Annotated in this window: 19 protein-coding genes; 14 read left to right on the forward strand and 5 right to left on the reverse strand. The window is 47.0% G+C overall.

Annotation, left to right across the window (positions count from 1 at the left end; all coding sequences use genetic code 11):
- Positions 1–211 (forward strand): transposase (locus J0L70_RS31480; protein ID WP_287456937.1); only part of this gene is annotated, 211 nt, incomplete at its 5' end.
- A 145-nt stretch (positions 212–356) separates the two neighbouring features.
- Here the strand turns inward: J0L70_RS31480 and J0L70_RS31485 are convergent.
- Together J0L70_RS31485 and J0L70_RS31490 are read right to left on the reverse strand one after the other, a co-directional pair.
- Positions 357–1,301, reverse strand: coding sequence for an SPFH domain-containing protein (locus tag J0L70_RS31485; protein WP_017291136.1), 945 nt, complete (start codon positions 1,299–1,301; stop codon positions 357–359).
- Positions 1,302–1,313: 12 nt separating this feature from the next.
- The gene (locus J0L70_RS31490; protein WP_017291135.1) at positions 1,314–1,724 is read right to left on the reverse strand and encodes an NfeD family protein; all 411 of its coding nucleotides are present in this window, start codon (positions 1,722–1,724) and stop codon (positions 1,314–1,316) included.
- Positions 1,725–1,900: 176 nt separating this feature from the next.
- On the opposite strand from J0L70_RS31490, the gene J0L70_RS31495 reads away from it, so the two are divergent.
- A complete protein-coding gene (locus J0L70_RS31495; RefSeq protein WP_287457276.1) occupies positions 1,901–3,772 on the forward strand; it encodes a PP2C family protein-serine/threonine phosphatase in 1,872 nt (623 codons plus the stop codon).
- A gap of 64 nt (positions 3,773–3,836) precedes the next feature.
- A complete protein-coding gene (locus tag J0L70_RS31500) occupies positions 3,837–4,094 on the forward strand; it encodes a ferredoxin-thioredoxin reductase variable chain (protein WP_317135202.1) in 258 nt (85 codons plus the stop codon).
- Here J0L70_RS31500 and J0L70_RS31505 read toward each other — a convergent pair whose 3' ends face one another.
- Positions 4,095–4,322, reverse strand: a complete 228-nt coding sequence (locus tag J0L70_RS31505; protein WP_287457277.1) for a hypothetical protein — start codon at positions 4,320–4,322, stop codon at positions 4,095–4,097.
- Positions 4,323–4,461: 139 nt separating this feature from the next.
- On the opposite strand from J0L70_RS31505, the gene J0L70_RS31510 reads away from it, so the two are divergent.
- The 5 genes from J0L70_RS31510 (at position 4,462) to J0L70_RS31530 (ending at position 8,589) form a co-directional block, all read left to right on the forward strand.
- Positions 4,462–5,820, forward strand: a complete 1,359-nt coding sequence (locus J0L70_RS31510) for a sensor histidine kinase (RefSeq protein ID WP_287457278.1) — start codon at positions 4,462–4,464, stop codon at positions 5,818–5,820.
- A gap of 87 nt (positions 5,821–5,907) precedes the next feature.
- Entirely contained in the window at positions 5,908–6,636 is a 729-nt protein-coding gene (locus tag J0L70_RS31515; RefSeq protein ID WP_287457279.1) for an LmeA family phospholipid-binding protein, read from the forward strand.
- Positions 6,637–6,649: 13 nt separating this feature from the next.
- Positions 6,650–7,174, forward strand: a complete 525-nt coding sequence (locus tag J0L70_RS31520; protein WP_017291129.1) for a DUF2231 domain-containing protein — start codon at positions 6,650–6,652, stop codon at positions 7,172–7,174.
- A 102-nt stretch (positions 7,175–7,276) separates the two neighbouring features.
- Positions 7,277–7,630 (forward strand): hypothetical protein, encoded by a 354-nt coding sequence (locus tag J0L70_RS31525; protein WP_287457280.1) that lies wholly within the window; start codon positions 7,277–7,279, stop codon positions 7,628–7,630.
- Positions 7,631–7,716: 86 nt separating this feature from the next.
- A complete protein-coding gene (locus J0L70_RS31530; RefSeq protein ID WP_268179585.1) occupies positions 7,717–8,589 on the forward strand; it encodes an SDR family oxidoreductase in 873 nt (290 codons plus the stop codon).
- Between the two features lie 123 nt (positions 8,590–8,712).
- On the opposite strand, the gene J0L70_RS31535 is transcribed toward J0L70_RS31530, so the two are convergent.
- Positions 8,713–9,099 carry an Rpn/YhgA-type helix-turn-helix domain-containing protein gene (locus J0L70_RS31535; protein ID WP_287457281.1) on the reverse strand — a complete coding sequence of 129 codons (387 nt, stop codon included), beginning with the start codon at positions 9,097–9,099 and terminating at the stop codon, positions 8,713–8,715.
- A 383-nt stretch (positions 9,100–9,482) separates the two neighbouring features.
- Between J0L70_RS31535 and J0L70_RS31540 the strand changes: the two genes are divergently transcribed.
- From J0L70_RS31540 to J0L70_RS31565, 6 genes are all read left to right on the forward strand, one after another.
- Positions 9,483–10,742, forward strand: coding sequence for an RNA polymerase sigma factor (locus J0L70_RS31540; RefSeq protein WP_287457282.1), 1,260 nt, complete (start codon positions 9,483–9,485; stop codon positions 10,740–10,742).
- A 72-nt stretch (positions 10,743–10,814) separates the two neighbouring features.
- A complete protein-coding gene (locus J0L70_RS31545; RefSeq protein WP_287457283.1) occupies positions 10,815–11,183 on the forward strand; it encodes a YciI family protein in 369 nt (122 codons plus the stop codon).
- A gap of 36 nt (positions 11,184–11,219) precedes the next feature.
- Positions 11,220–11,699: a DUF1579 domain-containing protein gene (locus tag J0L70_RS31550; protein ID WP_287457284.1), complete on the forward strand. Its 480-nt coding sequence runs from the start codon at positions 11,220–11,222 to the stop codon at positions 11,697–11,699.
- A 22-nt stretch (positions 11,700–11,721) separates the two neighbouring features.
- The gene (locus J0L70_RS31555) at positions 11,722–12,078 is read left to right on the forward strand and encodes a YciI family protein (protein WP_287457285.1); all 357 of its coding nucleotides are present in this window, start codon (positions 11,722–11,724) and stop codon (positions 12,076–12,078) included.
- Positions 12,079–12,110: 32 nt separating this feature from the next.
- Positions 12,111–12,608 carry a VOC family protein gene (locus J0L70_RS31560; protein ID WP_017291116.1) on the forward strand — a complete coding sequence of 166 codons (498 nt, stop codon included), beginning with the start codon at positions 12,111–12,113 and terminating at the stop codon, positions 12,606–12,608.
- 64 nt (positions 12,609–12,672) lie between these two features.
- On the forward strand, positions 12,673–13,104 hold the full coding sequence (locus tag J0L70_RS31565; RefSeq protein WP_026149008.1) for a YciI family protein: 432 nt from the start codon (positions 12,673–12,675) through the stop codon (positions 13,102–13,104).
- 152 nt (positions 13,105–13,256) lie between these two features.
- Here the strand turns inward: J0L70_RS31565 and J0L70_RS31570 are convergent.
- The coding region (locus tag J0L70_RS31570) for a transposase (protein ID WP_287456937.1) at positions 13,257–13,467 on the reverse strand (211 nt) is incomplete at its 5' end.

Raw genomic sequence — 13,467 nt, forward strand, 5'->3', positions numbered from 1 at the left:
GCTGTTTCAACCGCCGCATTGTCCTGAGTTAAACCCGATTGAGCAGGTTTGGCAATATCTCAAGCGGCGGTTTCGCTGGCATCTGCCCAAGACTTTAGAGGAGTTGCGACAGTGGATGACTCAGAAACTTCAGGCATTGTCTCCGGAGACGATCGCATCAATCACAGGGCGAGCATCCATTCTAGAGGCACTATCTGTAGCCGGAATTTAGAGATTTGGTATAAACTCTGGCGTTTCCCCGGATTGAACACTGTTGCAACCAACTTTTGGCGGAAAATAGAAAATGACTTTCCGCACAATCTACCCGACAAAAGTTGGAGTTTTTAGAGAACTCCAACTTTTGATAGTTCGAGAAGCTAAGCTTTGCCGTTCTCATCCACGATCGACAGCATTCCCTGTAAGGTTGCTGGAATGCTGCGAGGATCCATAAACATTACCTTGCTGCTTCCGCTCTGACCCACAGTTTTGCCCATATCCAGATAGCCGAGTGCCAAGAGGACTTTACCTGCTTCAGCCGCACGTACATCATCTTTCAGGGCTTGAGTCACAATCTGAATTGCTTCAGCAGTTGCTTGAGCTTTCAACACGGCTTGCTGACGTTCTGCTTGAGCTTTCAGAACAATACTTTTCTGCTCAGCTTCAGCAGCCAAAATCACTGCTTTCTGACGCGCTTCTGCATCGAGAACTTGCGCTTCTGCTTTACCCCGAGCTGAGTTGACCGCAGCTTCTCGCTCACCCTCAGAAGTCAGAATTGCTGCCCGCTTGCGACGTTCTGCCGACATTTGCAATTCCATTGATTCTTGGACGGCTTTCGACGGCACAATATCTCGCAACTCAACCCGCGTAACTTTGACTCCCCAAGGATCAGTAGCCGTGTCGAGTTCTCGAAGTAAGATTTCGTTGATTTGCGATCGCGCCGTGAACGTCTCATCTAATTCCAACTGCCCCATCTCGGCTCGAATCTGGGTCAACACGAGATTCACCATTGCCGATTGTAGATTTTGCACTTTGTAATAGGCTTTCTCCATATCGACGATGCGCCAATAGACGACAGCATCCACCGTGATCGAAACGTTATCCCGCGTAATACAGCCTTGCGGTGGAATGTCGAGCACTTTCTCTCGAATCGTTTCTTGGAATGCCACGCGATCGAGTCCCGGCAAGACAAAATTTAACCCTGGCGAAAGTTTACGATCGTAGCTTCCTAAACGTTCAATCAGGGCTTCATTTCCTTGCTGAATAATTTTGACGCTTGAAACTGCACCGCCGCCCACGACTAACGCAATCAACCAACCCCACATAAATTTTTCTCCTTAAATATCTTCGGGCATGACAATTAAAGTTGTTCCCTTGCGTCCGACGACATAAACGCGGACACCTGCGGGAATATCGAGATGAGAACTTTCACAGCGCGCCGCCCAAGAGTTGCCTTCATAGCAAACTCGCCCCAGTTGTCCCGACCGGATTTCAGTGAGGGTTTCAGCTTCACTGGCATCGAGCTTTAAATTGGCACGGCGATTGACGAACCGACGGGAAAACAGCACCATCGCGATCGACAAGATCACCCAAACAATGGCTTGGAGATTCACAGGCAACCAGTGCGCCACCATTGCAACACAAAACGCACTAATCCCCGTGACAAAGGCGACAAATGCGGTTGGCAGAATGAATTCGACTAGACACAATCCCGCCCCAAGCAATAGCCATAGAACAGTAGGATTCATAGAGACATTGAGTTTCCAGTTTGAGGAATTAAAATGTAGCGTTCCCCCGATGAGAAGTCATGCTTTAATACAGACTTCAAACCGCAAATGCAACATTCCGGCAATGACTGTAGCTTTTCCACTCAGTCGGCGCTAAGATGCACTGCGATTCGCTTCTTCATCCTAGCTTCTCCCTTATGAATTCCACGTCTAATCTTCCCAACTATACGTCGGCGCTGGCGATCGATCGGTCTCAAGCGCAAGGGTTTCACTATCTCTGGGCAGTAGGAGCGACCGCCCAAAATCAGAAGCCTGGCACAACAATCGCGGCTCGTTATCAGGTGAAGGCAGCCCAAATCTGGCTAGATACCCAACCCGAAGTCGATCCTCAAGTGCCGCTTGCCGTCTCGGAAATCGCACAGACTTATATGCTGTTGTATCCGTATCGGCTGCATGTGCCAGAAGTGTATGGAGTTTGCCGAGAGGGCGGCGACGAGATTCTACTGTTGGAAAACGTGCCGCTCACTGAGAACGGGGAATTGCAGCCGTCGATCGCGCAAGTGTGGCATCAAGGCACTGCGACTCGGCAGGTCTATTGGCTCTGGCAAATGCTGGAATTGTGGACTCCTCTGTCTGAATTAGGCGTGGCATCGAGCTTGTTATCGCCGGAGCAGGTGCGGATTGAAGGCTGGCGGATTCGATTACAAGAGTTGATTTTTGACGAAGGACAGACGAGCGAATCCTTTAATCGACCGACGCTCGCAAATTTGGCGCAGAGTTGGCTCGTGCTATTGCCGGATGCCAAGCCGATTATTGCCGATAAGCTACAAGCGCTGTGTACGTTGATGCAGGCAGCAAATGTCAGCTATCGCGATATTTCAACGCAGTTGAATGCGTTATTGCTCGAACAGGCGGCGGCGTTGCCGTTGCGATCGCAAGTCATCGGGGCAACTGAAGTTGGAAAACGGCGATCGCATAACGAAGATACCTGTTACCCGTTACACACGAAGACGCAATCGTTTGATGAATTATCGGCGCGATTAACGATCGTCTGTGATGGAATTGGCGGACACGATGGCGGAGAAGTGGCAAGTCAACTCGCTGTGCAATCGATTCAACTGCAAGTCAAAGCGTTATTGTCGGAAATCGCGCATCAACCCGAACTTTTGCCGCCGGATTTGATTTGTGATCAACTCGCCGCGATCGTGCGAGTCGTGAATAATCTCATCGCCGCTAAAAATGATGCTCAGAATCGCATGGCGCGGCGACGCATGGGCACGACCTTAGTGATGGCGTTGCAGATTCCCCAATGCGTTACGCTCACGAGTGGGTCTGTTTCTAATAACGGTCACGAACTGTATATCGTCAATGTCGGTGACAGTCGCGCCTATTGGATTACGCCAGAATATTGTCACCAATTGACCGTCGATGATGATGTTGCGGTGCGAGAAGTGCGAATGGGTCGATCGCTGTATCGAGAAGCGCTGAAACGCCCTGATTCGGGCGCATTGACGCAAGCGATGGGAACTCGTGAAGGGCATCATCTCCATCCGAGTGTCAGACGCTTCATCATCGAAGAAGACGGATTATTAGTGCTGTGTTCAGACGGCATGAGCGATAACGGCTTTGTCGAGCAATCTTGGGCAGATTATGCAGAACTGATCTTGCAGGATAAATTTTCGCTAGAGTCGGCGGTGAAATCTTGGCTCGACTTTGCCAATCAGCGCAATGGGCATGACAATGCTTCGATCGTGCTGACGCACTGTCAAGTTTCATCCTCGCTGCCGGAATTGCGATTGCCGATGTCCTTCGTGACTGGGGAAGACGATCAGGATTTACCCGCTCCAGTCGTGATCCCGCCGACTGAAGTTGTCCCACGGAAACGCAAGAGCCGGATTTGGCTCAAAACTTTGCTGGTTCTGCTGTTGGGCGGTGGTACTGCACTGGGAGCTTGGTATTATCGAGATCCGGTGGGAATGGAGCAGCAAATTAAAGGGATGGAGCAGCAGATCAAGTCGAAAGTCGAATCATTGCGTCAATTCGTGCCTAACGATTTGCTGAAGCGATAGAGCGATTGACACGCATTATGCAAAGATAAAAAGGTTATCTATCGTTCATACAGGGCAAGCGACTGTGGTGAATCTTGCGGAAAGAGGGACACTCAAGGTTATGAATATTGGCGATCGCGTTCGAGTTAAAGAATCAGTGGTGGTGTATCACCATCCAGAACACCGCAACGAGGCATTTGATATCAAAGGTCAAGAAGGTGAAATTATAGCGATCGTCAAAGAATGGCAGGGTCGTCCGGTGAGCGCAAATTTTCCTTATCTCGTCAAGTTTGCTGGCAAGTTTCGTGCTCACCTGCAAGAATTTGAACTTGAGGCGATCTAGCTAACTGGATCTGCGTCGAAACCATCTAAATATATTGACATCGCCGCGCATTGTTTCCAGTTCGCGGCGATGTTGCATTGAAACGGTTGCGTACCATTCACAATAGCGATCGTGTTCGTCTCGCGATTGAACTTCGTGATAAAACTGATGCGTCGTTCGATATATCTGAAAAATTTCTGGCTCTACAGGCAACGTTGGGACGAACCAGCGATGATCTCGAATCGGCATAGAGAAGAAAGATTGGGTTGGCTTGTGAACAATCTAGCGTACTTTCTCAGAATCCTGCCCTCTTGATAGAGTTGTCTATCTTAAAAATTTGCAACAATAGTCACAGAAATTTTATATCTTTATTCACTTCGTATTTTCAGTGCGATCGGACATTATGAGCCATGAATCAGACAATTTTCGCGATCGTCAAAAAATTGCTGATCAATTAGATACGATCGATGAGCGATTTAATCAAATCCATGAAGCGGTCAATCAATCTGATTCTTCTGATACATTTTCAGATTATCTCAAAGCACTTTCAGAAGCATTATCAGAATTAAAAGTCCTTGAGCAAGAAGTGTGCAGACAAAATCAGCAGCTTTTTGAAACTCGACACGCGCTTGACATTGAAAGACAACGCTATCAAGAATTGTTTGAATTTGCTCCAGATGGATATTTAATTACCAATAAGCATGGCGAGATTCAAGAAGCAAATCGTGCCGCTGCAGAGCTATTTAACATAGAAAGAAAGTATATGATTGGCAAATTTCTCATGAAGTTTGTTGCGGAGGAGCAGCGAGATGTTTTTCGATCACTCTTAGTTCAACTGCAATCGGTTGATCAAGTTCGAGAATGGGAGATGGTTTTTGTCACTCAAGATAGACAGAGATTTGAAGCGGCATTAACGATCGTCGCTGTCAAAACCAGCCGTAGGGATACAGTGGCTTTAAGATGGATTTTGCGCGATATTTCGACTCGAAAAGAAATTGAGTCTCAACTCAGAGCGATTCAAAAGCAAAACTTAGAATTAACTGAATCGGTTCGCTTAAAAGAGCATTTTATTTCAACCATGTCGCATGAATTGCGAACTCCTTTAACTGCAATTATTGGATTTTCAAATTTGCTTTTAAGACAGTTTCATCGACAAGTTCCACCGCATCAACTTCGATTAGTAGAACGAATTTTTCAAAACGGACAGCACTTATTGAGCTTAATCGAAGATATTTTAGATTTCTCTAATCTACGAGCGAATCGCTTTGAGCTGAGGCTAGAAACGTTTGATCTCATTGAGCTAATTCAAGCGACCGTTCAAGAAATGCGATCGCTCTCTGAGCAAAAGAGTTTAGAACTGGATACCCAGTTTGAAAGTCACCCCATTCTCGTGACGAACGATCGCATTCGGCTGAAGCAAATTATCGTCAATCTGCTCTCAAACGCGATCAAATTTACTCATTCAGGTTCAGTTTTTGTAAGAGTGGAAGTCAGGAAAACTGGGCGAATTGCGATCGTGGTTCAAGATACGGGAATTGGCATTGATGATAGTCAATTAGACGCGATTTTTCAGGAATTTCGACAAGTAGATCAATCTTCCACTCGACTACAGAATGGCACAGGCTTGGGGTTAGCGATTACAAAATCTCTCACGCAACTGATGGGAGGAACGATCTCCGTTCAAAGTCAGGTTGGGCTTGGCTCAATGTTTACAGTGGAACTGCCGACTCACGTTGCCTCCCTCTAGGCATAGGTCTAGCTCTATCAGTGTGCAGATTTAGAGCCGAGATGAGATGTTCTAGAGTAGCGCTGAATGATGGCACAGGAGAGGGACATGCCCGATTTAGGTGAACAGGCAGTCAGTAAAGTTACAGAGCTAGGAATTAAAAGCCAACTGGATGAGGTGGAAACCTTAGACGTTGAAATTGAAACTGATCCGCTCAAAATCATGACAGGCGCAGTCGATTCAGTTGCGATCGAAGGCGAAGGCATGGTGATGAAGCAAGACTTGCGGATTGAGAAAATGGAACTCAATACGGGAGCGGTTGCAATTAATCCTTTGAGCGTGGCATTTGGAAAGATTGAGCTTGCTCATCCGACTGAAGCAGAAGCGATCGTGACTTTAACTGAAGCAGATATCAATCGTGCATTTAACTCCGATTTCGTCCGAGAAAAAATGCAGAACCTAGATGTGCATGTGAATGGTGAACCTGCCACCGTAGACATGCAGAAAATTGAATTTGGATTACCTGGAGAAGGAAAAGTTTCTTTAGCAACTGATGTACTTTTGCAAGCCAGCCAAGAAAGAAAACACGTTGCATTTACAGCAGTTCCAAAGATTAGCGAATCTGGACAGCAAGTCGTGCTTGAAAATGTTGAACCGACTGATAATCAAGAACTTTCTCCAGAGCTAACTGAAGCGTTACTCAATCAATCCAAAGAGCTATTGAATCTAAGAAATTTTGAGCTTGAGGGAATGTCTTTGCAGTTAAAGCGGTTAGACGTTCAGACCGGAAGAATGATTCTGGAATCTGAAGCAATTGTTCATCAATTTCCAAGTTAATTAGGAGAACACTATGACGAAAACGACACCGGATATTCCTTTATTGATCGAATCAGATGAAGCAGAATTGCGCGATAGTGGTGTGCCTAGCACCGTTCATATTGCTAAGCATCCGCTGCATCCACTGATTGTGACTTTTCCGATCGCATTTCTCACAGGTACATTGGTAACAGATGCAGCGTATTGGTTTACTAGCGATCCATTCTGGGCAAGAGCTTCATTTTGGCTACTGGTTGGAGGACTGGTCACAGGTCTCGTTGCAGCAGCAACTGGAATGAGCGATTTTCTCAGAATTGGGCGCGTTCGGGAGCACAGTGCAGGCTGGGCGCATATGGTAGGAAATATTGCAGCTTTAACTTTATCTGCGATCAATTTATGGTTGAGATGGGGCAACGAAACGGGTGCAATTTTGCCGACTGGAATGATTATTTCGCTATTTGTGTCTGCAATTTTAGGAATTACTGGATGGTATGGAGCAGAGCTAATTTACCGACATAAAGTTGCAGTAATTGGAGTTGGCCCAAATCGCCGTCCTTAGTATCTATCTCACCTTTGAAAGATACGATAACTCACCGTTTGAAAGAGGTATAAACTGCCTCTTTTTTTTATGTTGGTACTAAGAAGAATTCAATTTTTTATTATGAATAAAGATTCAGCAGCAGAAACTCAATCTGGAATCAATCAACCGATGACCTCAGCAGAAGTTGATCCCCAGCAAAAATTAGAACAGCAAAAAGAGCTTGCTAAGGAATATTTAGCATCGAATCCGGGCGATCGCATTGATCCGTCAAAATCTCTCGAAGAAAAAGCACAGCAAGTTGCAGTCGATGCCCCTGACATCACTGGTGATCACATTACAGTCCCAACCTATTTTGTGTTTGAGACTCCGGATGGCGAAAAGAAAGCGTTACACCATGTCAAAGATGCAGAAGAAATTTCCGACATGATCCGCTTAGCAAGACTAGATGAAGATGGCAATCGAGTTTGGCGGTAGAGTCCCGGTTTTGGGCGAATTAATTTTGTTTCACATCCATTTCGCCCAATCCTCTACAGAACATCGAAAACAACAGGAGCAAGTCAATGGTACAAGCATCGCCAGAAAAGCAGAAGTCGCAGCCTCCACAGCAGCAAGACCAGCAGCCCGGACATGAGTCACAAATGACTCCTGCACCACAAAGCTATGGAGAAAGATATCAAGCAGCAGGGAAACTTTCCGGTAAAGTTGCACTCATAACTGGAGGAGATAGCGGAATTGGTCGTGCGGTGGCGATCTTGTTTGCGAAAGAAGGTGCAGACGTTGCGATCGCGTATTTGAATGAACATGACGACGCAAAAGAAACGGCTCGACTTGTCGAACAAGAAGGGCGCAGATGTCTTGCCCTTCCGGGCGATATTGGGGATGAATCGCTCTGCCAATCGATTGTCAAAAAGACGATCGATGAATTCGGTCATCTCGATATTTTGGTCAATAATGCCGCTGAGCAGCATCCTCAAGAATCGATCGAGAATATTACTTCAGAACAGTTAGAGCGAACTTTCCGCACGAACATTTTTAGTATGTTCTTCTTGACGAAGGCAGCATTGCCGCATCTCAAAGAGGGAAGTTCGATCATCAATACAACTTCTGTAACTGCTTACCAAGGTAGTCCACAGTTACTCGATTACTCTTCGACGAAGGGTGCGATTGTTGCATTTACGCGATCGCTCTCCCAATCTTTGATTGAAAAAAGAATTCGAGTGAATGGGGTTGCGCCAGGTCCTATCTGGACTCCCTTGATTCCGTCTACATTTCCTGAAGAGAAAGTAGAATCATTCGGTAAGCAAGTTCCGATGCAGCGAGTTGGACAACCTGATGAAGTTGCACCAAGCTATGTTTTCTTAGCATCCAGTGATTCGAGCTACATGAGTGGGCAAATCTTGCATCCAAACGGCGGCAATGTTGTCAACGGTTAAGTAAACTCGCCCGAATTTTAAGCACTCCAGATTTTCAAAATTTGGAGTGCTTCTGCTATGCAAAACCAGCAGCTTCGGGATTGAGAATTTTTTCAATGTTCAGTTTAAGGAGCAGAACAGGTACTATTCTTGATGCTGAGATTGAAGTGATTGGATTTCTGCGATCGACAATTGTGTTGCTTGAGCAATCACTTCAATTGGCAGTCCTTGTTGAAGCAGCGGAAGTGCAATCTCTTTCTGCTCTTGCTCCTTCGCCATTTGTGCAATTGAGGTGATGTACGGCATCTGTCTCTCCTGTTCGTATTGGGCAGGTTCAGCCTGAAATGCTTGCTTCAGTGCCTCAGGTAATTCCAGCATCCAATCCAAAAAACAGAATAAGTTCAATATATGTTGTCGCTCATAACCCTGCTCATACAGCCGTCGCGTGAGCCGAAACTTCCACTCTTTCCGAGCTTGGGCATCGTTGCGTGTCTCCTTTGTTTTCAGATGTGCCATTACTGAGGAAATCATAGCCTTACCTCCAATCAATATCTGTAATTACTCAACCTAGTAGCCAATCGGTCTGCAGTGAGGTAAGGATACGGGAAATAGCATCAAAATTAGATAAACCTGGTTGAGCAATTACCTTTAGTCATACGAACACATCTCTCACCCAAACAAATCAATCAACAAAGAACATTCCTTTGGCATAGTTGTAATGTGAGTAAAACTCTTGTACTATAAACAGGCTTGATAGTTGCGATCTCTCATCCTGATCATGCAGTGCAAGAGAGGCTTTATGGAACAAACGATTTCGGCTGTGTTCCCGTTCATGGGGCATTTCCTAAACATCCAAGGTGATCAAATTCACTGTTAGTCCCTATCCCGATCTATAAGGCGTTGAGGTCTAAGTGATGGATGAACATTCGATCGAACAAGCTCGCCAGACGGTAGACCATTTCTATCGCACTGAGTCCCGTCGGGTTTTCGCAACTCTGATCCGACTGTTGGGGGACTTCGACCTTGCAGAAGAGGCGCTGCACGAAGCATTTGCAGCAGCAATAGAACAATGGACACGGGACGGGGTGCCACACAATCCCAGATCCTGGTTAGTTTCGACCGGACGATTTAAAGCGATCGATACCCTGCGTCGTCGAGTTCGCTTTGATGCGTCGCTGGGAGAACTGGGAGCACGACTTGAACATGCAGAAAATTCCCTCGTGTTAGAAGACAATGAGGTTGAAGACGATCGGTTGCGGCTGATTTTTACGTGCTGCCATCCCGCCCTTTCGCTCAATACCCAAGTTGCCCTGACCCTGCGGGAGATCTGTGGTCTGAAAACGGAAGAAATTGCCAGTGCCTTTTTGTCCACACCCTCCACCATTGCCCAACGGATTGTGCGGGGCAAAGCAAAAATTCGAGATGCTCGCATTCCTTACGTCGTACCTGCGATCGCAGATCTTCCCGAACGGTTCGATGCGGTATTATCAGTCATCTATCTCGTCTTCAATGAAGGGTATTCCGCTTCATCCGGTGAGTTTGTGACGCGACCGGATTTGTCAACCGAAGCGATTCGCTTAGGGCGTCTCCTGGTTGAACTCCTGCCCGATGCAGAAGGCATGGGACTTCTCGCACTCATGCTATTTCAGGAGTCACGCCGGACTGCCCGCTCCTCCCCAGAAGGAGATTTAATTTTGTTAGAGGATCAAGATCGTTCTCTTTGGAACCGAGAGCAAATTGCAGAAGGTCAGCGATGGGTGGAACAGGCGTTAGCTGCTCCACAGATTGGGGTGTATACGCTGCAAGCCGCGATCGCTGCTGTCCATGCTGAAGCACCCAGTGCAGAGGCAACCGACTGGGGACAAATCGTGGCATTGTATAACCTTCTCGCGCAGGTGGTACCTTCCCCGATCGTGCGATTGAACCGAGCTGTTGCCGTCGCAATGCAAGAGGGTGCAGGGGCAGGACTGCAACTGGTTGATGGCATTTTAGAGCAAGGTGAATTGTCCGACTATCACCTCGCTCATGCGGCACGGGCGGATTTGTGCCGACGCTTGGGTAAGCTTGCCGATGCCAAGGAATCCTATCACCGCGCCCTTGCCTTAGTGCGACAGGAACCCGAACGCCGATTCTTGGAAAAACGCCTGCGCGAATTAGGTGAAAAAAATTTTTAACGGGATGTCGATTTGTGGGAATCCCGAACGACTAATCAATGAAAGCACCCATTCTCTAGTTTGGAGGAGCGGATGAAATTTATTTGCCTTGGCTATATGGAAGAACGCAAGTGGCACGAGATGCCAGAGCGCGATCGTACTACTCTGATGGAAAAATGTTGTGCCTACGATGACGAATTGCGTCAGGGTGGACACTTCATGGGTGGAGAAGCCCTACAAAGTGTTCGCAATGCGGCAACCCTGCAATACCACAACGGTCAGGTTGCTGTTACCGATGGACCCTACGCAGAAACCAAAGAACAACTCGGCGGATTTTTGGTGCTGGAAGCCAGAGATCTGAACCACGCGATCCAGTTGATGTCAAAGCATCCGGGTGCCCGTTTTGGCTCCTTTGAAATTCGCCCGGTGGATGAAAATCAATGCGTCAGTGACAAAGTTTGAGTTCGCTACTTGACTCATTAACTACGGAGAAAAACAATGCAAGCAACATTACAAAAGCAACACCAATGGTTAGACAAACTCATTGGGGAATGGAATTACGAATCAGAATGCCAAATGGAACCCGCTCAACCACCCTCAAAATTTAAGGGAACTGAAATTGTGAAATCGCTAGGTGGACTCTGGATTATCGCTGAAGGTCAAGGCGAAACACCAAATGGAGAAATGGGAAGCACAATCGTAACCCTGGGGTATGACCCGCAAAGCGATCGCTACATCGGAACCTTTGTTTGTTCGATGATGTCCCATCTTTGGCTTTACAACGGTTCCCTGAACGAAACCGAAACCGTGCTCACACTAGATACCGAAGGACCCAGTTGCACTGAAACCGCGTTAGCAAAATACCAAGATATTATTACGTTTGTTAGCAACGACCACCGGATTTTGACCTCCCAAATTTTAGGAGAAGACGGCAACTGGCATCAGTTTATGACGGGTCACTACTGGCGCAAATCCTAGTTCAACGATCAGGTTCAAACCCATGAAATACATGTTGTTGATTTACAGTGACGAAACTGCATGGAGCGAGAGTGAACGGGAGCACTGCTATGCTGAGTCGATTCAACTGACGCAAGAACTCCAAGCAAAGGGACAATATTTGGGTGCGTCACCGTTGCACCCTGTTTCAACCGCAACAAGCGTTCGGGTTCGGGACGGCAAACGGATGATCACCGATGGTCCATTTGCTGAAACTCGCGAACAACTCGGCGGTTACTTCCTGATCGATGCAAAGGATCTCGATGAAGCGATCGCGATCGCTGGACGCATCCCTGGTGACCGTGTCGGCACCGTCGAAATCCGCCCCGTTCTGGAGCTATCAGCATTGCCGTCGGATTAGTCTTGCAATTTTAGCTCATTCAGAGAAACACCATGCCAACCATTCAAAAGATAACTCCCTGCTTGTGGTTCGACAATCAAGCAGAAGAAGCTGCTCAGTTTTATACAGCGATTTTTAGCAATTCCAAAATCGTCACCATTACTCACTATGGAGAAGCTGGGCAGGAGATCCACAAAAAACCAGCCGGAACAGTCATGACTGTAGCCTTTGAGCTAGATGGGCAACCATTTACGGCGCTCAACGGGGGACCAACCTTCAAATTCAACGAAGCCATTTCCTTCCAAATCCATTGCGAGACCCAGGAAGAAGTGGACTACTACTGGCAGAAGCTATCTGCGGGTGGCGATGAAACAGCACAGCAATGTGGCTGGCTCAAGGATCGATACGGCGTTTCATGGCAAGTCGTTCCGCGTATTTTGGTTGAAATGCTTAATGATGCCTATACAGAAAAATCCCAAAGAGTCATGACAGCAATGCTGCAAATGAAGAAGATCGAAATTGATGAACTGAAACGCATCTCTGTTGAATAACAGTGAATATCTCTACACAATCTCACTCAACAACAATCAAACATCAACAACGGGAGATTCAACAATGAAGGTTATGGTAATAGTAAAAGCAACTCAAGACTCGGAAGCTGGTGTGATGCCCAGTGAACAACTGCTAACCGAAATGGGAAAGTATAACGAAGAATTGGTCAAGGCTGGCATTATGCTAGCAGGCGAGGGACTGCATCCTAGCTCGAAAGGGGCACGGGTTCAATTTTCTGGAACGAATCGCACGGTTATTGATGGTCCTTTTACGGAAACCAAAGAACTGATTGCTGGGTATTGGCTGTGGCAAGTGCAATCGATCGAAGAAGCGATCGATTGGGTGAAGCGTTGCCCCAACCCCATGCCGGGAGACTCCGAGATTGAGATTCGTCCAGTGTTCGAGGCAGATGACTTTGGTGAAGCATTGACACCTGAACTCAGAGAACAGGAAGAACGCATTCGCGAAAGGACTGAGAAGCTAACGCAAAGATAGGGAACAGAAGTTCGCCTTGTGTAATCCCCATCCAACCTACCTGTCACAGCTTATGGACTACTAGCATTAAGTCCATAAGCTGTGACGCTGGTTAACTGACAAAACTGGAGGCGAGGAGCAAAATCCCGGAATCTAGGGATTATACCAAATCTCTAAATTCCGGCTACAGATAGTGCCTCTAGAATGGATGCTCGCCCTGTGATTGATGCGATCGTCTCCGGAGACAATGCCTGAAGTTTCTGAGTCATCCACTGTCGCAACTCCTCTAAAGTCTTGGGCAGATGCCAGCGAAACCGCCGCTTGAGATATTGCCAAACCTGCTCAATCGGGTTTAACTCAGGACAATGCGGCGGTTGAAACAGC

Source organism: Leptolyngbya sp. UWPOB_LEPTO1, assembly GCF_017302695.1.
Classification (GTDB): domain Bacteria; phylum Cyanobacteriota; class Cyanobacteriia; order Leptolyngbyales; family Leptolyngbyaceae; genus Leptolyngbya; species Leptolyngbya boryana.